Raw genomic sequence first — 18,386 nt, forward strand, 5'->3', positions numbered from 1 at the left:
AGGAACGGGTGGTATGGCGCGCCCGTGCTCTTCGGTGGCGGGGAGCTCGCAGAATGATCATGGCCGGAGCGGGCCGGGGTTTCCGACCGGTCGCCGACATCCTCGCCCTGCGGCCGGGGCTCATCCGGCGGGGCCTGCCCTTGGAGGCGGCGTCCGGGGGCCGGCATCGGCCTGGCTTTCGACGGCCCGGGCACCATGATGATGGTCTGGGTGCTCGCTACTGCCCGACGGCGTGGCTCGGTCGGGGGGCGGCGCGACGGCGCCCCGACCCCTCCTGGTTCCGATCCCTCTCGCTTCGGACCACCCCCCGTCCGGGCGCTGGATCCGGCAAGATGACGCAGCGACTCGTCCGGCGCCGATCGTCGCACCAAGGCCCGGCGCCTCCAGCTGTCGTTTCGCGAAGATCTGCGAGCCGGTGCCCCGACTGTCGCCGGGCCCTGCAGGCACCCACGCCTCTCAGCCAAGTCATGGGCCTCCGTGCCAGTGGGGCCTCGCCCGGAACGGAAAGAAGCATGGGCCACACTGAAACGGTGCTGCCCACACCGCCCACGCCAGACGATCCCGGCCGGCTCCCCGCCCCCTGGTGGGTCCCTGATGACGGCGTCCTGCACGCCCTGGAACAGGAACTCCGCCGGGAACTGCCGCCGGACCACCCGCTGCACGGTGCCCGGGTCCGCGCGGCGGCACGCTGCGAAGCCTGCGACGACGTCCTGTTCCGTGTCACCGACCGTTCCTTCCGCTGGGCAGTTGTTCATCTGACCTGGAGCGGCCGCCAGGAACAGTCCCCCTGGCCCCGGACAACACCACTGGCCGACCTCGAAGGCCCGCAACGCTTCCTTCACGACGGCACCAGCGACGCCTGATACTCCAGCGTGACTTCGTAGTTCCGCGCACGTAGGGCCTGTGGCGGCTGCTGAGCGGCGCTCTGCCCGATCGCACGGAGGACATCGGCGAGCCGGACCAGGCAGTGGCCCACGGCTCGGTTCGGCTTGGCGAGGATGGGATGCGGCGAACCCGCAGGGACCCAGGGCCGGTTCACCGGTCGGTCGGCCCACCCCCCTTCCGCGACTCCCCCCTGACCCGCGCGGAGAAGATCAGACGCCCCCGGCGCCCCACAGCATCAACCACCTGCCCACCTCCCCACAAACCGTTCTGCCGTCGTTCACGTGCCGTCTGCACATCAGGAGGCACTTCGTTTGGATTGCGTCGGGAGCGTCGTGCCGCCCCATCCTCCGCGACCCCTGGACGTATACCGTGACCGCATTACGTACGCGCCGTCGGCCTCGTGCTCTCGCTCTCCTTGCCGTCGGGGCGGCACTGGCCGGTGCGCTCGTCGCCTCACCTGCCGGCGCGGCCCCGGCCGGTGACATCCGTATCAACGAAGTGGTGACCACCGGGGACGTCGAGGACTCGGTCGAGCTGTACAACAAGGGCACCGCTACGGTCGACATCTCGGGCTGGATTCTCAAGGACGACAAGGACGGCTCGAAGTACAAGATCGCCTCCGGAACCACGCTGGCCGCGGGCGCTTTTCGTGCCTTCGACGTCCACGACGCGTTCGGGCTGGGAGCGGATGACAAGGCTCGTCTGTACCTGCCGGACGGCAAGACGCTGGTCGACAGTTTCTCCTGGAGCAAGCATTCCGGCCCTTCCTGGTCACGCTGCCCCGACGGCATCGGGGCCTTCCAGACGGTCGTAATGACGCTGGGGGCCCCAAACGACTGTGGCGGTGACGGCATCACGCCCGTGCCGTGGCCCGGCAGCAACTCCGTGACGGACGCTGACGCTTCCAATGTCTTCGGGGAGGACCTCAGCGGCCTTTACCAGGACGGCAACATCATGTGGGGCGCCCAGAACAGCGGCAAGCTGTGGCGCCTGGTCCGTAACGGCTCCGGCGGCTGGACCCCCGACACCAGCAGCGGCTGGAGATCCGGCAAGGCCCTGCGCTTCCCCGGCGGCTCCGGGCACCCCGACAGCGAGGGCGTCACCGTGACCGGCAACGGTTCCGCGGGCGGCGTCTTCGTCGCCAGTGAACGCAACGGTGACGTCTCCGGCACCAGCCGCCTGTCCGTCCTGAAGTACGACGTCTCCGGCACCGGCTCCGCGCTGACCGCCGTCAAGGAGTGGAACCTCACCTCCGACCTGCCGCCGGTCGGCTCCAACCTCGGCTTCGAGGGCATCACCTGGGTCCCCGATACCTACCTGACCCGGGCCGCCTTCAAGGATGCCTCCACCGGCGCCGCTTATGACCCGGCCCGCTACGGCGCCCACAGTGGGGGCGTGTTCTTCGCCGGAGTCGAAGGTACGGGGACGATCTACGGTTACGTCCTTCAGGACTCCGGCGCCTTCACCCGCGTCGCGTCCGTCAACAGCGGCATGCGTGGCGTCATGGAACTCCAGTGGGAACCCCGGGCCGCCCGCCTGTGGGCCGTCTGCGACGACACCTGCGGCGGCCAGCACCGCACCTTGCAGGTCGACAAGGCCGGCGCCTTCACCACCACCGCCGTCTACAACCGCCCCACCGGCATGCCCAACTACAACAACGAGGGCTTCGCCCTGGCAGGCGCCGACGAGTGCATTGCCGGATCCAAGCCCGTCTACTGGGCCGACGACGCCAACGACGACGGCCACGCACTGCGCGAGGGCAGCATCACCTGCTGACCCTTGCCCCGACCCGCCGGTCGCGCCGCGCGCAGCAGTGCGGACTATGTCTCGGGCGGCTTCGGGAGAGCTTCGCGCAGGCGGTCGAGGAGTGCCCGGGCCGCGGGGCTGGAGGGGCCGGTGGCCTGCCAGGCGAGCGCGATGCGTGCCCGCATTTCGGGGCGGACGATCCGCATGGTGCGAAGTTGCCCGTCGAGGGGCGATTCGTCCTCCCCGGCAGGTAGTACGGCGATGCCCAGGCCCCGCGCGGCGAGTCGTACGAGCACGTGCGGGGCGGCCGCCTCGAAGGCGACGCGGGGCCGGAATCCGGCCTGCGAGCAGCCGCGTTCGAGTGCCGCGCGTACCCCGGTACCGTGCGGCAGGCAGATCAGCGGTCTGTCGCGGAGATCGGCGAGCGGGATGGTCGTGCCATACGTACGGTCGGGAAGCGGAACGTTGGGCGCGGCGGCGGCAACCAGCGGGACGTCGATCACGGTCTGGAAGGCCATTCCCGGTGGTGGTACCTCTTCCGCCGTCCCGAGGATGGCGATGTCCAGCTCGCCGGCCAGGAGGGCGGCCTGCATTCGCTCCGTGGTGTCCTCGGTGAGCGTCAACTCGACCGAGGGGTGGGCGTCGTGGAAGTCCGCGAGCAAAGCGGCGATGTCGAAGACGTGGCCGGTGGCGCCGGAGACCAGTCCGAGCGTGACCCGGCCGCGTAGCAGTCCCGTGTACGCGTCCACCGTCTGCCGCACCGCCTCCGCCGCGGCCAGTGCGGCACGGGCGTGCGGCAGGACCGCCCGGCCCACCTCGGTCGGTGTCACCGACCGTCCGGAGCGGTCGAGCAGCGGCTGCCCCACTTCCTTCTCCAACTGGCGGATCTGGGCGCTCAAGCCGGGCTGCGCCAGGTGCAGCCGGGCCGCGGCGCGGGTGAAGCCTCCCTCCTCGACCACGGAGACGAAGTAGCGCAGCTGACGCAGTTCCATAACCAGTGATTCTAGGTGCCAGCAGAACCATCTATTGGAGATATGGCCCTGTCGGCGGCAGGCTTGATCACATGGAGAACGCGACACCGCGCAAAGGGAACAAGTCCGAGATCAGAGCCGCGATTTCGGCGGAACGCCGCGAACTTGCCGACCTGTTGGACACTCTCCGGGCCGACCAGTGGGAGGGGCAGAGCCTCTGTGCGGGATGGCGGGTGCGTGAGGTGGCAGCACACATGTCGATGGGGTTCCGGCTCCGCTTGCCCGCGATGCTCGGCGAGTTGGCCAAGGCGCGCGGGAACCTCCACCGGATGACCGACCGGGTCGCGCGCAAGGACGCGGCCGCCCATTCCACCGCCGCACTCGCCGCCTTCCTCCGGGACAACGCCGATCACCCCTGGGCCCCACCGGTCGGCGGGCTCGCGGCGGCGCTCGGCCACGACGTGGTGCACGGGCTGGACATCACCGTCGCGCTCGGCCTCGACCGGCGGGTCCCCGAGGACCGGCTGCGCATCCTGCTCGACGCGATCCGGCCCAGCAGCCTGAAGTTCTTCGGCGCCGACCTCGACGGGGTGCGGCTGTATGCCGAGGACCTCGACTGGTCGTACGGCTCGGGCTCGCCGCTGTACGGCTCCGCCCAGGACCTCCTGCTGCTGGCATACGGGCGCAGGGTTCCAGGCAGCCGGCTACGAGGAGAGCCGAGCAGCCGCTTCACCCTGCCGGCCGGGTGAGCACAAACCGTGCTACCGGCTCCGCCCGTCCGCGTCCCCGCTTCCCGCCGGTGGCGTTCGTGGCCCCGGAGTCTTGTGCGTACCCGGTGCTGCCACGACTCTGGTGTGGTGGCCCGCCTTTCCGGGCACGGTGCGGCGGCTCAGGGCCCCTAGCTTGCGGGACGTGGCCGCCGACGTGATGCCGCGGGGGCGTGCGCGTGGACCGGGCCCGCCGGGCCTGCCGTACACGGTGCCCGGAGCGTGGCCGGGCCGGCCCATCGGAGGAGAGGACGGTTCGCTCGTGCCATCACCGAACGGTTGTTACGTCGGCCCGTCGTTCCTGGCGGTGGCCAATCCCGGATTCGAGCAGGGCGAGCAGGGGTGGGTCTGGGGCGACGGCACCGGCGTCGCCACCGGTAATCCGCACACCGGACGCTGCAACGCGTACCTGGATGCCGGGCGGGAACGGCAGGTGCGGCAGGTGGTCACCGCGAGCGGGAAGGGCATGTACGACGTGTCCGCGTGGATCGCCGCGGGCGGGCCGCGTGGTGCGTTCCAGGTACGGGTCAACGGCGCGCCGGCCGGTGAGGTCGCCGTCGCGGACCGCTCTTTCTATTCCCGCCACACCGTCTCGCGGGTCGCCCTGAGAAAAGGGGACCGGATGGAGATCGTGTTCGCGTCCGGTGGCGCGTGGGTCAATGTGGATGACGTCATGCTGTCCCCCGCGGCCCCGGCCGATCCGCGGGTCACGTCCTCCGATCCCCTGCTGGCGGAGATGTTCGAGTGGGCCAAGCGCAAGGCCAACAGCTGGGTTCATTTGCCCGGCACCGTCGGGCCCCTGAACGTGGACGAGAGGCAGCCCAGCGGTTCCGGCACCGCGGCCTATGCTCCCTCGTACTGGGCCGGGTACGCGCACCGGAGTGGTTACTACGCGCGCGATACCGCCCATCAGGTCGCCGGAGCCCAGATTCTGGGGCTGATCGAAGAGAACAAGACCATGCTGGGCTCTTTCGCCGCTTCGGCGGTCGCCGCCCATGTGTATTACCCGGTGTGGGCGTACAACTTCGACGCCCGGACGTATCTGAGCATCGACTATCACAGCCCCGACTTCTTCGTGCGCGAGGTGCCCGCGCCCTTCGAACTGGTGGAGAAGACGGAACAGGCGTACCGGTGGAGCGGTGACGCCTTCTACATCGACGACGCCATGTGGGATTTCTGCCGTCACACCACCATGGAATTCGTCGAAGAACACGACCGGCTCAAACCCAACGGTGTCGCCGAGGGCACGGGGCGGGGAATTTTCCAGGGGGCGGCCAGCTACAACGAGGGCAGCGGCGAGCAACTGGTCGAGGCAGGCGACGCGTTCGCCTCCCAGTACCGGGCCTATCTGGCCGCCTCGGCCCTCGCGGCGGCCCGGGGTGAGGAGGAACAAGCGGCGCGGTATGCCGACCGGGCAGTGGAACTGCGCAGGTACTTCCATCACGGCTGGGTCGCGAACCAAGGGGCCGCGATGACACGCGCCTATGACCTCTCCGGTGCCCCGCTGTCCGGCTGGGGCAGGGAGAACAGCTGGTTCATGCCCATGAAACGTCTGCTGCTGCCGGGGCCGCGCAATGACGCCTACCTCGACTACATCGATGAAATGGCCGGGGGAGCGGGGAAACCGGTGAACATCGAGGCGATCACGTATCTGCCGGACACCTTCTTCGCCAACGACCGTGACGAGCAGGCGTGGAAGTGGATGCGCCATGTCTACGACCACCGCAACGACCGCCATCCCGTCGCCGCGCAGGGCATCAACGGCGACTATCCGGAAGTCGCGTTCACCCTCGTCTCACAGACCGTCGAGGGACTGATGGGATTCCGCCCGGACGCGCCCCGCGCCAGGGTGAGCACCCGCTCCCACCTGCCCCGCGACATCGACTGGGTGCGGGCCGACAACATCCCCGTCGGCGACGGCTTCTTCGGTCTGCGGCACGACGGCACCCACCGGTCCACGCTCACGAACGCCACCTCGAAGGCGTACACGTGGCAGGCCCGTTTCCCGGGCGACCACCGCACCGTAAGGGCCGACGGACGGCCGCACGAGTTCCAGCGGAGAGCGCTCCACGGCAGCGTCCACACCTGCGTGAACGTACGGATACCGCCGGGCGGGACCGCGACCGTGGAGATCGACCGCGAATAACCGGTTCCCATCCGGCCGCCCCGTACGGGGCCCATCTCCTGGCGAGCCGACGCGAATTCACGGATGACGACCTGCTCGTCCACGCCCTGTCCGACACCGGCGGACTCGTCCTGTACCACCTGCTGCTGCGCTCTTCAGGGGGCGGCCGCACGGCGGGCAGTTGCCCGTGACGCACGCCCTATGGGCCCCGCGAGCGATGCCTGGGGGCCAGGGGGCGCGTGGCTGGAGCTCGCGGTCAAACGGAAGGCGCAGGTCCGTTTTTTCGGAACCCATCCGCCTTGTTGGCTGAATTTCGCCTGGGTACCCTTGCCGATGATCAGCACTGTGACCTGCAGAAAGAGGACTCTCCCCATGCGCAACCACACTCGGGCCGGCGTCATTCTCGCCACCTCCCTCCTCACGGCCGCGGGTCTGGCCGCTCCGGCTTCGGCCGCCGGTTCGGCCGCCGCGGTCCGCAACGCGGGTCCCTCCTGCACCTCGCTCTCCAACGGCACGCTCTGCGTGGGCATCCTCGACGGCGGCCACACCGTGAACGTCGTGTACGGGAAGACCGGCGGCTCCCCGGTGACCGTGAAGCTGGGCTACCGGAAGGGCAACACGAAGCACCTCAGCAACGCGTACACGGTCAAGAAGGGAGACACGAAGACGTACAAGTTCAAGAACCAGAACCTGGGCTGCAGCACGATCTACGGTCTCCTGGCCGTCGCGGACCAGGGCAACTTCGAGACGCCGGGTCTGCACAACACGGGCTGCTGAGCATCTCGCCGCCCGGTAGGCACGGTGCCGGGCGGCGTGCGTTGTTCTTGCAGGCTGTGCCAGCGTCCGGGACGGGGCTGCTGCGCAGAGCCTGCCCCGGCAGGCCGGGCCCGGCTCAGTCCTCGTACGGCAGCAGGTCAGGACGCTTCGGCGGGCGGCCGTCTCCGCTGGAGCGACCGGTGAGGCGTCTGCCGATCCATGGCATCAGGTGGCGGCGCGCGAAGCGTACGTCCGCGGTGCGCCGTGCGGTCCAGCGCGGCGGTACGAACGCCGGGAGCGGCGCGTCCCAGTCGGACTCGGGCGGGAAGCCGAGGGCCTGCCAGACGGCCTCGGCCACGCGTTCGTGACCGGCGCTGTTCAGGTGGAGGCGGTCGTCCGCCCACATCCGCGGGTCGGCCAGGGCGCGGGAGGAGAAGAGGTCCACCACGATGGCGCCGTGCCGCTCGGCCAGCATGTCGATGTGCGCGAAGAGCTGTTCCATGCGGGGACGGAAGCGTTCCAGGACCGGGCCCTGCCGTCCCGGGCTGCGCATCAGTACGAGCTGTCCGCAGTCCTTGGCCAGCCGTTCCGCGGCCTCCTCCAGGAGGGCGCAGACCCGGTTCACGTCGCACTTGGGCCGCAGCACGTCGTTCAGCCCGCCCACCAGCGTGACCAGGTCCGCGCCCATCGCGGCGGCGGGGCCGGCCTGCTCGGCGGCGATCTGCCCGATCAGCTTGCCGCGCACCGCGAGGTTGGCGTAGCGGAAGCCGGGGGTGCGGGCCGCGAGCCGTGCGGCCAGCAGATCGGCCCAGCCCCGGTACGAGCCGTCCGGCAGGGCGTCGGACATGCCCTCGGTGAAGCTGTCGCCCACCGCGACGAAACTGGTGTAGGTGGCATTGATCTCCATGGCGGGAGGCATCCTACCGGGGCGGGAGCGGGGCCCCGGACGGGCCGCCCGGCGCGGGAAGGACCCGGGCCCCAGGACGCGGAGATCCGCGTCCCGGGGCCCCGCCCCTACCGCCTGGCCGTGCTCCCGGCCGGCCCGGCCTTCCGGGGCTGCTGCTGGAGCACCAGCTCCCGCAGCACGTCCTCCATCGTGACCAGGCCCGCCAGCCGGCCGTCCTTGCCGATCACCGCGGCCAGGTGCGTACGGGAGGCCCGCATCGCCGTCAGGACGTCGTCCAGCGGCGTCTCGGCCCGTACGCGCGCGATCGGCCGCAGCGCGGACAGCGGGAACGGCAGATCGCGCGGCGAGGCGTCGAGCGCGTCCTTGACGTGCAGGTAGCCCAGGATGCGCTGGGTGCTGTCGACGACCGGGAAGCGCGAGAAGCCGGAGGTCGCGGCCAGTTCCTCGACGCCTTCGGGGGTGACGCCGAGCCGGGCCGTGACCACCTTGGTCACCGGCACCACCACGTCGGCGACCGGACGGCGCCCCAGCTCAAGGGCGTCCCGCAGGCGCTCCTTCGCCCGGTCGTCCAGCAGCCCGGCGGCCTGCGAGTCCTCGACCATCTTCGCCAGCTGGTCGTCGGAGAAGGTCGCGGCCACCTCGTCCTTGGCCTCCACCCGCAGCAGCCGCAGCAGCGCGTTGGCGAACGCGTTGATCGCGAAGATCACCGGGCGCAGCGCGCGGGTCAGCGCGACCAGCGGCGGTCCCAGCAGCAGCGCCGTACGCACCGGCTCGGCCAGCGCGACGTTCTTCGGCACCATCTCGCCGAAGAGCATGTGCAGGTACGTCGCCACGGCCAGTGCGAGGACGAAGGAGACCGGGTGCACCAGGACCGCCGGCACGCCGACCGTGTCGAAGACCGGCTCCAGGAGGTGGGCGATGGCGGGCTCGGCGACGGCGCCGAGCACCAGGGTGCACAGGGTGATGCCCAGCTGCGCGGCCGCCAGCACGCCTGAGACGTGCTGGAGCCCCCACAGGACCCGGTCCGCGCGGCGGTCGCCGTCCTCCGCGTGCGGCTCGATCTGACTGCGGCGCACCGAGATCATCGCGAACTCGGCGCCCACGAAGAAGGCGTTGACGACCAGCGTGAGCAGGCCGATGAACAGCTGGAGGGCGGTCATCGGGCGTCCTCCCCGGCCTCGTCGGCGCTCTCCGGCAGCGGCGCGTGCAGCAGCACCCGCGCCGCGCGGTGCCCGGAGGCGTCCAGGACGTCCATCCGCCACCCCGCGACCTCGACGCTGTCCCCGGCGGCCGGGATACGGCCCAGTTCGGTGGCGATCAGGCCGGCCAGCGTCTCGTACGGGCCTTCCGGCAGCTTCAGGCCGATCTGCTCCAGCTGGTCGGTGCGCACGGCGCCGTCCGCCTCGTAGCGGGGCCGGCCGTCCGCGTCCTCGCCCGCCGGGGCCAGGTCGGGCGTCTCCATCGGGTCGTGCTCGTCGCGTACCTCGCCGACGACCTCCTCGACGATGTCCTCCAGGGTGACGACGCCCGCCGTACCGCCGTACTCGTCGATGACCACGGCCATCGTCTGCTTGCCGGACAGCCGGTCCAGCAGCTTGTCGACGGTCAGCGTCTCCGGTACGAGCAGCGGCTCGCGCAGCAGCTCGGAGACGGGGTGGCGGGGGCGCCGGTCGGCGGGGACGGTCAGCACGTCCTTGATGTGGGCGACACCGACCACGGCGTCCAGGCTGCCGCGGTAGACCGGGAAGCGGGACAGGCCGGTGGCGCGGGTCGCGGTGGCCACGTCCTCGGCCGTGGCCTGCACGTCCAGGGCGGTGACCTGCACCCGCGGTGTCATCACGTTCTCCGCGGTGAGATCGGCGAGCGCGAGGGTCCGTACGAACAGTTCCGCGGTGTCCGGTTCCAGGGCGCCTTCCTTGGCGGAGTGCCGGGCCAGCGCGACCAGCTCCTGCGGGCCGCGGGCGGAGGCCAGCTCCTCGGCGGGCTCCATGCCCATCCGGCGGATCATCCGGTTCGCGGTGTTGTTCAGGTGCCCGATGAACGGTTTGAAGGCGGCGCTGAAGCCGCGCTGGGCGGTGGCGACGCGGCGGGCGACGGGCAGCGGGCTGGAGATGGCCCAGTTCTTGGGGACCAGCTCACCGACGACCATCAGGACGACGGTGGAGACCGCGGTACCGAGGACCAGGGCCACCGAGTCCGCCGCGGACGGCGGCAGGCCGAGGGCGTCCAGCGGGCCGGCCAGCAGCGCGGAGATCGACGGCTTGGCGAGCATGCCGATGACCAGGCCGGTCACGGTGATGCCGAGCTGGGCGCCGGAGAGCTGGAACGTCAGGCTGCGGACGGCCTTGAGGGCACTGTCCGCGCCGCGCTCGCCGCGCTCCACGGCGCGTTCCAGGTCGCTGCGCTCGACGGTGGTCAGCGAGAACTCGGCCGCGACGAAGACGCCGCAGGCCAGGGTCAGGAGCAGGGCCACGGCCAGGAGGAGCAGCTCGGTCATCGGGTCACCTCCGTCCCATGTTCGAACAGGACCGGGAGGTTCGCGCCCCGGGTGGAGACGGGATGACAACTGGGAGGCTCGCCCATGGCTGGACGCTCACTCCTTTCGCTGGGAGACGTGGGAACCATCCATAGTAAAGGATGGGCAAAGCAGGTGGCGGGCGGGCGAAGCGCTGCGGCTCAGGTCCGGGTCAGCGGTTTCACCCACCGCCGCCAGTGGTCCTCGCGCCGGTAGCCGGCGGCCGACCACGCCCGGTGGGCTCGTTCGTTCGATTCCAGCACCATGGCGTCGCCGCGCCGGCCTTCCACGGCCAGAAAGCGCCGCTCGGCCGCTTCCAGCAGCGCCGTAGCCACCCCTCGGCGGCGGTACGAGGGGAGCACCGCGAGCCGGTACAGCGAGCACCGCCAGCCGTCGTAACCGGCGATCACCGAACCCACCAGGCGGCCGTCGGACTCCGCGAGCAGCAGCGCCTGCGGGTCGCGCCGCACGAGGCGGGTCACACCGTCCACGTCGTCCGTGATGGAGGTGCCCTCCGCCGCCTCGCGCCAGAAGGCGAGCACGTTCTCGGCGTCGTCCGGTACGGCCGTCCGTATCCGTATGTCGATCATGCCCGCGAGCCAAGCACGGAACGGCTCCGGGCCGCCATGGGCTTTCGCAGTCCGAGACGGGGTGCTCCGGCCCCCGGCGGGGCCGGAACGCCGCGCTGACGGGTCTCAGCTCCCCTTCAGCTCCTCGATCACCGGAGCGAACGCCTCCATGGACGGGTCCAGCACGGTGATGTACGAGAAGCCGTAGCGCTCGCGGTGTTCGCGGAGCTGATCGGCCATCTGCGCGGTCGTGCCGAACAGGAACGTCGGGACGTCCAGGGCCTGCTCCTCGTCCACGCCGATGCCGTGCCCGGCGATCTCGCGCGCCATGGCGCGCCGGTCGTCGGTGACCTTGACCTGCTGGACCAGGATGTTCAGCTCGGCCGCCCGGGTACGGTCCGCGGCGGCCTTGCGGTAGACGGCGAGCGTGTCGTCGAGCGCGTCCGGCGTCAGGAGTTCGAGGGTACCCTCCGGCTTGCCGGGGGCCGCCCGGCCGCCGGCGAACGCCACGATGTCCGCGTGCTGGGCGGCGATTCGCAGCATGCGCGGGCCGTTGCCGCCGATCAGCAGCGGCGGCCGGGGCTGCTGGGCGGGCTGTGGCGCGTGTTCCGGGTCGCCCAGGGAGCGGTCCAACTCCTCGATCGTCCGCACGAGATGGTCCACCCGCTCGCCGGGCGAGCCCCAGGGCAGGCCCGCCGTGTCGTGTTCGGCGCGTACGTAACCGGTGCCCAGGCCCAGTTCGAGCCGGCCGCCGGTGAGGAGGTCGGCGGTGGCCACCTCGCGGGCGAGCAGGGCCGGGTTCCAGAAGCCCGCGTTGAGGACGAAGGTGCCCAGGCGCGGGCGCTCGGTCACTTCGGCGGCGGCGATCAGCGCGGGGAACGGCGCGGGCATGCCGAGGTGGTCCGGTACGAGCACCACGTCGTACCCCAGGTCCTCGGCCCGGCGGCACTTCTGCCGCCACCCGGCCCCCGACTCGATCGTGAGCATGTTGGCGCCGAAGCGGAACGGACGTGCCATGGAGCCCCCTTGAGATGCGTGCACGCGGCTCCGGGCCGGTGCGCGGTCGACGCGTGGTGCGGACAGTCGACGAGTCTACGTACGGTCACTCATGGGCGATGGCGGCCAGGACGTTCAGCCGGGAGGCGCGCAGCGCCGGGAGCAGTGCCGCCAGCAGCCCGACCAGCACCGACCCGATGACCACCGCGGCGACCGTGGACCACGGGACCGCGAACGCCGTCAGCCCCTCCAGCGCCAGCACCCGCTGGGTGGCGGCTCCCCAGACCAGGCCGAGTCCGAGGCCGAGGAGCGCGCCGAACAGGGCGATCACCACCGACTCCAGCCGGATCATCCGGCGCAGCTGCTTCCTGGACAGGCCGACGGCACGCAGCAGTCCGATCTCGCGGGTGCGCTCGACCACGGACAGGGCCAGCGTGTTGACCACGCCCAGCACCGCGATCACGATGGCCAGCCCCAGCAGCCCGTACAGCAGGTTGAGCAGCCCTTGGATCTGGCTGCTGACCAGCTTCTTGTAGTCGGCCCGGTCGTTGACCTGGACCTGCGGGAAGGGGGTGAGCGTCCGTTCCAGGTCCGCCCGCAGCTGCCGCGGATCGACGCCGTCGGCGGCGTTCACGTACACCACGGAGTCCTGGCCGCGCGGCACGTACTTCTCCAAAGTGGCCATCCCCATGAAGATGCCCCCTTGCGTCGCGGGCCCGGAACCGGAGTCCGCGGTGAGCGCGCCGACGGTGAACCGGGCGGGCCGCCCCGACGGCAGCACCGCGTCCAGCCCGCTGCCCACCCGCAGACCGTGCTCCCGCGCGAACTTCTCCTGTACGCCGACCCGTCCGGGCGCCAGCGCCGCCGCCGTGCCGCCCGCCGCGTACGTCACCTTGCCCACCGCGTCGAAGCCCCGGTCGAAGGCCCCGGCCACGGTCGTGACCGACCGGCCGTCGGGCAGGTTCAGGCGCAGGGGGACGATCCGCTGGCGTACGACCGTGCCCACGCCCGGTGTCGCGCGCACGCGCTCGGTGATCTCCCCGGAGAACGGCGCGAACGACGCGTTCTGCACGACGAAGTCCGCGCCCAGCGTCCGGTCGATCTGCCGGCCGACCGACACGGCGGCCGACGCCCCGGCCACCGACAGCCCGGCCACCAGCGCCAGCCCGACCATCAGGGCCGCCGCCGTCGCACCCGTACGGCGGGGATTGCGCAGCGCGTTGCGGCGGCTCATCCGGCCGACCGTGCCGAACGCGGGCTCCAGTCCGCGCCCGAGCAGCCGGATCACCGGGCGCACCAGCAGCGGTCCCACGATCACCACGGCCGGCAGCGTCAGCAGCACGCCGAGCGCCAGCAGTGTCCCGGCGACCGCCGTCCGGCCGCTCAGCGCGCAGCCCACGAGAGCGGCCACGCCCGCGGCGCCCACCAGGGAACCCGCGATCGCGCGGGCACGCAACGGCCGCCCCACGCCCGGGACTTCCACATCGGCGAGGGCGGCCATCGGGGAGACCCGGCTTGCCCGCAGCGCGGGCAGCAGGGCGGCGACGAAGGTCACGCCCACCCCGACGGCGTACGCGACGACCACGGTCGGCCAGTTCAGCACCAGGTCGGCGGTGTTCAGCCGTAGTCCGAACCAGCCCAGCGCGACGACCAGCAGCACCGCGAGCCCGACGCCCGCCGCGAGCCCCACCGTGGCGCCGAAGACGCCCAGCAGCAGCGCTTCCAGCAGCACCGAGCGGCGGACCTGGCGGCGGTCCGCACCGAGCGCCCGCAGCAGGCCAAGTTCCCGGGTGCGCTGCGCGATCAGCATCGAGAAGGTGTTGACGATCAGGAAGACGCCGACGAGGACGGCGACGCCCGCGAAGCCCACCATCATGTACTTGAGAATGCCGAGGAAGTCGCCCAGCTCCTCGGCCTGGCTCTTCTTCTGCTCGTCGCGCGTGCGGATGTCGTACGCGGAAGCGCCGGGGCCCAGCGCGGCGCTGATCCGGCTCTTGAGCACGCGGTCCGGGACGCCGGGCGCGGCGTCCACGGAGATTCCGGTCGCCTTGGCCGTACTGCCCAGCAGACCGCGCTGGGCGGCCCTCGTCTCCAGGAAGACCAGCGAGGCGCCCGGGTTGGTGGTGGTGAGGGTGGCGATGCCGACGACGCGTACGGAGAACGTGCCGGGCGGGGCGATGACGTGCAGGGTGTCGCCGATCCGAATGCCCTTCAGGTCCGCCGAGTCGCGGTCGAGCATCGCCTCTCCGGGGCCGCGCGGCGGTCGGCCGCTGGTCACCCGGACCGGACTGTGCTCGCTCGGATACCAGGCGCCGACGATGGAGGAGGCGTTCTGTGTCGGCCCCACCGGCTCGTTGCGGGCGTCGGTGACGGTGGTCCGGTTCAGCGAGACGTCGAGGTGCGCGTTCGCCACTCCCGCGACGCCGGCCACCCGGTTCCGCAGGGCCGCCGGTACGGTCGGGGTCTCCGCCGAACCGATTCCGCCCGGCGCGTCGAAGTCCTGCCGCGGCGCGATCCGTACGTCCGAGGCGGTCGAGGCGAAGAGCCGGTCGAAGGTGGCGCCCGTCGTGTCGGAGAAGATCAGGCTGCCCACCACGAACGCCACCGAGAGCACCACGGCGAGGGCGGAGAGCAGCAGCCGTCCCTTGTGCGCGAAGAAGCTCCGGAGCGTGGCCCGTAACACGGCGGGTCAGCCGTTCCGCGGGGTGTCGGGGGAGGGGGCGGGGCCGGGAGCGGTGGGGGGTTCGGTTGTGGAGCCGGAGCCGGAGCCAGGACCAGGGCCGGAGTATGTGCCGGTGCCGTGACCGGGGTCCGGGAGGGACTGCGCGGGCTGCGGGCCCGCGGCGAAGATCTGCATGCGTTCCAGTACGGATTCCGCCGTGGGCTGTGCCATCTCGTCCACGATCCGGCCGTCCGCCAGATAGAGCGCGCGGTCGGCGTGGGCCGCGGCGTTCGGGTCATGGGTGACCATCACGACCGTCTGCCCGAGCCCGTCCACCGCCTCCCGCAGGAACTGGAGCACCTCCAGGCCGGAGCGCGAGTCCAGGTTTCCGGTCGGCTCGTCCGCGAAGACCAGGTCCGGGCGGGCGGCCAACGCCCGTGCACACGCCACCCGTTGCTGCTGGCCACCGGAGAGCTGGGAGGGCCGGTGCCGCAACCGGTCGCCCAGCCGCAGCGTGCTGATGACCTCGCGCAGCCATTCCCGGTCCGGTTTGCGGCCCGCGATGTCCATGGGCAGCGTGATGTTCTCCTCGGCCGTCAGCGTCGGCAGCAGGTTGAACGACTGGAACATGAAGCCGACGTGGTCCCGGCGCAGCCGGGTCAGCTGCCGGTCGCTCAGGCCCGTGATCTCCCGTTCGCCCAGCCACACCCGGCCGGCGGACACCGTGTCCAGGCCCGCCAGGCAGTGCATCAGCGTGGACTTGCCCGAGCCGGAGGGTCCCATCACCGCCGTGAAGCGCCCGCGCCCGATCGACACGTCGACGCCGTCCAGCGCCACGACCTGGGTCTCGCCCATTCCGTACGTCTTGACCAGTGAGACCGCCCGCGCGGCCGCCCCATGGCCGCCCGTTGCGCCCTTCGCCGTATCCGCGACCGATGTGGACACGTCAGCCTCCCGACGTCGGCCCCGTGCCGGCACGGGGCGGCAACTCCCGCGTGGCCCCCGACAGTAGGGCAGCATCCATCGCCCCGGAATCCCCCTACGGGCCACCTCCCCGCCCCGGCTCTCGTCCCGCCGGAGGAGCGCGACCCTGATGATCCGCGTGTGCGCCGGGGCGGGCGGGTGGTGCGACGGGTGTGGGGGGTGTGCCCCCGCCCCGCCTCATGGCGTCACGATGCGTTCCACCGCGGCCTCGACGAGCTGGTCGCGTTCGGCCTCCGAGAAGACCCCCGGCAGCGTGAGCTGTTCGACGATGAGCCAGTTGAAGGCCAGGTACAGCAGCCGGACGGCCGTCGCGTCGCCGGGCAGACCGGATTCCTCGTGGTAGGCCACGTTCGCGTCCACGTCGGCGCGGACGCGCTCGGTCAGCAGCGCGCGCAGGTCGGGGCGCCGGGTGGCTTCGAGGCGCAGTTCGAGCAGCGCCAGGTAGCCGGTACGGAAGGAGCTGATCCGGCCGATCAGCTCCCGCATCAGCTGCGCGTACGTCTCCCGGTCCGGTGTGCTCGCCCGCTGCCGGGCGATGGTGGCCTCGTCGGGCTGCAGCCGTTCGTAGACCCGGGCGCCCGCCTGGGTGAGCAGGTCGTCGCGGTTGGCGAAGTAGTTGGAGGCCGTACCGGCGGGGACGGCGGCCTCGGTGTCCACCGCCCGGAAGGTCAGCCCCCGCGCGCCCTCCTTGGCCAGCACCTCGATCGCGGCGTCGACCAGGGCGGCCCTCCGCTCGTCGTTCCTGCGTGCCATTGGCACCACTCCAGACGTAGTACTGAGTTCAAACCACTTCAAGCAGAGTACTACGGGCGGAGTCCTTATGTGCGCAAGCTGGTCTACTACATCGCCGTCACCCTCGACGGCCGCATCGGCCCACGGTCTGGCCGACGCGCCCAACCTCCGCTTCGACACGGTGGTGATGGGCCTCGGCACCTACCGCCCCGCGCTGGACGCGGGCCTCACCAGCCCGTACGCGCACCTGCGCCAGTACGTGGTGTCGAGCACCCTCGCGCACGGGAGGAGGGGCGGGACATCTGGCTGTGCGAGGGCGGGCGGCTCGCCGGTGTGCTGCTGCCGGAGATCGACGAACTGATCATCAAGAGCTATCCGGTGGTCGCGGGGGCCGGAATCCCGGTGTTCGACGGGGAGTTCGACCCCACCCTCTTCGCGGTGGCCGAGCGCACCTCCTTCGCCAACGACGTCACGATCACCCGCTTCACCCGGCGCTGAGCGCCGTACGGGCGCCCGTGGGGTCGTTGAATGTCACCTCCGGGTAGTCCTGGCCTGGTCCGTCGAGCAGCGGCTGGGGTATGTGGCGCAGGTGCAGGTCGAAGAAGGCGGCCACATAGGACCGGGTGAGGGCGGCCGAGCGTTCGCCGGACAGGGCGGGCCGCGGGGCGGAGGGGCCCGCTCCGGTGACCGGGAAGCCGAGTTGGTCGCCGAGGACGGGAGCGTCGCTGAAGCTGTAGTGGTCGGCGCCCGCGACCGTCAGCCAGCGCTTCCACCCGTCCAGGCGGCTCCACGCCAGATCCCAGGTCTTGTCCCGGCCGCCGGGGCGGTGGACTCCGTCGTCCGTGCCCAGCATCAGGAAGGGGCGGGAGCCGAGGCCGTCGGCCGGTACGGGGTCTCCGAACGCGCCGTCCAGGTTGAGGCCCGCCCGTATACGGTGGTCGCCCGCCATGGCGGAAGCGGCGCTCGCACCGCCCAGCGAATGGCCGGCCATGCCTATGCGCCTGCCGTCGATCAGGTGCGCGTAGCGCCAGGCGGGGTGGCGGCCGGTGAGCTGGTCCAGGACGAACGCGACGTCCTTGGCCCGGCCTTGCGTGGCGTACCGGGTGCCGCCCTCCGTGCCGTACACCTTCTCGCAGGCCGCGCAGGTCAGTGTCCGGCCGCCGGGGAACGTCGTTCCTATGCTCTCGTAGGCGTGATCGACGGTGGCGACGACATATCCGCGACTGGCGAGGTCTTCGGCGAGGCTGGTGAGGGAGTAGCGGGAGGCGCCGAAACCGGGGGAGAGGACGAGCAGCGGATACTTCCCGGCCGCCGGGCGGGCTCCCGTGCGACTGTGGACAGCCGTGTCGCTCAGCCTCTCGGGCTCCACCTTGCCTTCAAGGCCCGCCTGTTTGAGCAGCGCGCGGATCTCATCGGTGGTGGCGTACTGCGCCGGCGTGCCCGTCCCGCGGCGGGCCGGGTAGTACATGTCGACCATCAACTCGCGGGCCTTCGCCGTCGGCACCCAGGGGTCGGGGCGGCTGTGGTCGGTGAGCGGCAGGGTGCTGCGGCCGACCGCGTACGGCCCGGTGGGCGCGGGCAGTTGCAGCCGCGCGGCGGCCTTGGTGCCGGTGGCGGGCGGGGCGGCGGATGCCGTGGCCGACGGTGCGGCCAGTGCCGTACCGGCCGTGGCGGCGAGCGGCAGCGGGAGACTGAGTGCGATGGTCAAGGCGAGGGCAGCGACTGTCCGCGGACGTCTGATCATGCGTATGACGGTAGGTTCCGGTACCGG

General features: G+C 71.5%; 15 protein-coding genes and 1 pseudogene. 6 read left to right on the forward strand and 10 right to left on the reverse strand.

From position 1 onward, the window contains the following. Positions 1-512 precede the first annotated feature (512 nt). Together CP984_RS37080 and CP984_RS37085 are read left to right on the forward strand one after the other, a co-directional pair. On the forward strand, positions 513-863 hold the full coding sequence (locus CP984_RS37080) for a hypothetical protein (protein ID WP_003983808.1): 351 nt from the start codon (positions 513-515) through the stop codon (positions 861-863). A gap of 391 nt (positions 864-1,254) precedes the next feature. Beyond that, positions 1,255-2,661 carry a lamin tail domain-containing protein gene (locus CP984_RS37085; protein ID WP_030177716.1) on the forward strand — a complete coding sequence of 469 codons (1,407 nt, stop codon included), beginning with the start codon at positions 1,255-1,257 and terminating at the stop codon, positions 2,659-2,661. Between the two features lie 44 nt (positions 2,662-2,705). Here CP984_RS37085 and CP984_RS37090 read toward each other — a convergent pair whose 3' ends face one another. Further along, positions 2,706-3,623 carry a LysR family transcriptional regulator gene (locus tag CP984_RS37090; protein WP_003983810.1) on the reverse strand — a complete coding sequence of 306 codons (918 nt, stop codon included), beginning with the start codon at positions 3,621-3,623 and terminating at the stop codon, positions 2,706-2,708. A gap of 71 nt (positions 3,624-3,694) precedes the next feature. Here CP984_RS37090 and CP984_RS37095 point away from each other — a divergent pair, with 71 nt between their 5' ends. The 3 genes from CP984_RS37095 (at position 3,695) to CP984_RS37105 (ending at position 7,271) form a co-directional block, all read left to right on the forward strand. Further along, the gene (locus CP984_RS37095; protein WP_030312049.1) at positions 3,695-4,351 is read left to right on the forward strand and encodes a maleylpyruvate isomerase family mycothiol-dependent enzyme; all 657 of its coding nucleotides are present in this window, start codon (positions 3,695-3,697) and stop codon (positions 4,349-4,351) included. Positions 4,352-4,631: 280 nt separating this feature from the next. Then, on the forward strand, positions 4,632-6,515 hold the full coding sequence (locus CP984_RS37100) for a hypothetical protein (protein WP_003983812.1): 1,884 nt from the start codon (positions 4,632-4,634) through the stop codon (positions 6,513-6,515). 351 nt (positions 6,516-6,866) lie between these two features. Continuing rightward, the gene (locus tag CP984_RS37105; RefSeq protein ID WP_003983813.1) at positions 6,867-7,271 is read left to right on the forward strand and encodes a hypothetical protein; all 405 of its coding nucleotides are present in this window, start codon (positions 6,867-6,869) and stop codon (positions 7,269-7,271) included. Positions 7,272-7,386: 115 nt separating this feature from the next. On the opposite strand, the gene CP984_RS37110 is transcribed toward CP984_RS37105, so the two are convergent. The 8 genes from CP984_RS37110 to CP984_RS37145 form a co-directional block, all read right to left on the reverse strand. Beyond that, positions 7,387-8,157: an SGNH/GDSL hydrolase family protein gene (locus tag CP984_RS37110; RefSeq protein ID WP_003983815.1), complete on the reverse strand. Its 771-nt coding sequence runs from the start codon at positions 8,155-8,157 to the stop codon at positions 7,387-7,389. Between the two features lie 107 nt (positions 8,158-8,264). After that, on the reverse strand, positions 8,265-9,317 hold the full coding sequence (locus CP984_RS37115; protein ID WP_043977277.1) for a hemolysin family protein: 1,053 nt from the start codon (positions 9,315-9,317) through the stop codon (positions 8,265-8,267). Beyond that, positions 9,314-10,654: a hemolysin family protein gene (locus tag CP984_RS37120; RefSeq protein ID WP_003985709.1), complete on the reverse strand. Its 1,341-nt coding sequence runs from the start codon at positions 10,652-10,654 to the stop codon at positions 9,314-9,316. The genes CP984_RS37115 and CP984_RS37120 overlap by 4 nt, the downstream gene beginning before the upstream one ends. A 179-nt stretch (positions 10,655-10,833) precedes the next feature. Continuing rightward, complete coding sequence (locus tag CP984_RS37125) at positions 10,834-11,262, reverse strand: GNAT family N-acetyltransferase (RefSeq protein ID WP_003985708.1); 429 nt, start codon at positions 11,260-11,262, stop codon at positions 10,834-10,836. A gap of 105 nt (positions 11,263-11,367) precedes the next feature. Continuing rightward, on the reverse strand, positions 11,368-12,258 hold the full coding sequence (locus CP984_RS37130; protein ID WP_003985707.1) for an LLM class F420-dependent oxidoreductase: 891 nt from the start codon (positions 12,256-12,258) through the stop codon (positions 11,368-11,370). Between the two features lie 85 nt (positions 12,259-12,343). Further along, complete coding sequence (locus CP984_RS37135; protein ID WP_003985706.1) at positions 12,344-14,920, reverse strand: ABC transporter permease; 2,577 nt, start codon at positions 14,918-14,920, stop codon at positions 12,344-12,346. Between the two features lie 6 nt (positions 14,921-14,926). Next, positions 14,927-15,844: an ABC transporter ATP-binding protein gene (locus CP984_RS37140; protein WP_003985705.1), complete on the reverse strand. Its 918-nt coding sequence runs from the start codon at positions 15,842-15,844 to the stop codon at positions 14,927-14,929. 216 nt (positions 15,845-16,060) lie between these two features. Continuing rightward, the gene (locus tag CP984_RS37145) at positions 16,061-16,636 is read right to left on the reverse strand and encodes a TetR/AcrR family transcriptional regulator (RefSeq protein ID WP_003985704.1); all 576 of its coding nucleotides are present in this window, start codon (positions 16,634-16,636) and stop codon (positions 16,061-16,063) included. 100 nt (positions 16,637-16,736) lie between these two features. On the opposite strand from CP984_RS37145, the pseudogene CP984_RS37150 reads away from it, so the two are divergent. After that, a pseudogene (locus CP984_RS37150) lies at positions 16,737-17,113 on the forward strand (dihydrofolate reductase family protein); the annotation flags it as partial. On the opposite strand, the gene CP984_RS37155 reads toward CP984_RS37150, so the two are convergent. Next, positions 17,100-18,359 carry an alpha/beta hydrolase family protein gene (locus tag CP984_RS37155; RefSeq protein ID WP_032921891.1) on the reverse strand — a complete coding sequence of 420 codons (1,260 nt, stop codon included), beginning with the start codon at positions 18,357-18,359 and terminating at the stop codon, positions 17,100-17,102. The pseudogene CP984_RS37150 and the gene CP984_RS37155 sit on opposite strands and share 14 nt — an antisense overlap. Between the last annotated feature and the right edge of the window lie 27 nt (positions 18,360-18,386).

The organism is Streptomyces rimosus, from assembly GCF_008704655.1.
Taxonomy (GTDB): Bacteria; Actinomycetota; Actinomycetes; order Streptomycetales; family Streptomycetaceae; genus Streptomyces; species Streptomyces rimosus.

What these genes read in the sequence shown, in the direction of transcription:
- CP984_RS37080 (WP_003983808.1), top strand. Translation starts at nt 513, where the DNA reads ATGGGCCACACTGAAACGGTGCTGCCCACACCGCCCACGCCAGACGAT.
- CP984_RS37090 (WP_003983810.1), bottom strand. Translation starts at nt 3,623, where the DNA reads ATGGAACTGCGTCAGCTGCGCTACTTCGTCTCCGTGGTCGAGGAGGGA.
- CP984_RS37095 (WP_030312049.1), top strand. Translation starts at nt 3,695, where the DNA reads ATGGAGAACGCGACACCGCGCAAAGGGAACAAGTCCGAGATCAGAGCC.
- CP984_RS37105 (WP_003983813.1), top strand. Translation starts at nt 6,867, where the DNA reads ATGCGCAACCACACTCGGGCCGGCGTCATTCTCGCCACCTCCCTCCTC.
- CP984_RS37110 (WP_003983815.1), bottom strand. Translation starts at nt 8,157, where the DNA reads ATGGAGATCAATGCCACCTACACCAGTTTCGTCGCGGTGGGCGACAGC.
- CP984_RS37115 (WP_043977277.1), bottom strand. Translation starts at nt 9,317, where the DNA reads ATGACCGCCCTCCAGCTGTTCATCGGCCTGCTCACGCTGGTCGTCAAC.
- CP984_RS37120 (WP_003985709.1), bottom strand. Translation starts at nt 10,654, where the DNA reads ATGACCGAGCTGCTCCTCCTGGCCGTGGCCCTGCTCCTGACCCTGGCC.
- CP984_RS37125 (WP_003985708.1), bottom strand. Translation starts at nt 11,262, where the DNA reads ATGATCGACATACGGATACGGACGGCCGTACCGGACGACGCCGAGAAC.
- CP984_RS37130 (WP_003985707.1), bottom strand. Translation starts at nt 12,258, where the DNA reads ATGGCACGTCCGTTCCGCTTCGGCGCCAACATGCTCACGATCGAGTCG.
- CP984_RS37145 (WP_003985704.1), bottom strand. Translation starts at nt 16,636, where the DNA reads ATGGCACGCAGGAACGACGAGCGGAGGGCCGCCCTGGTCGACGCCGCG.
- CP984_RS37155 (WP_032921891.1), bottom strand. Translation starts at nt 18,359, where the DNA reads ATGATCAGACGTCCGCGGACAGTCGCTGCCCTCGCCTTGACCATCGCA.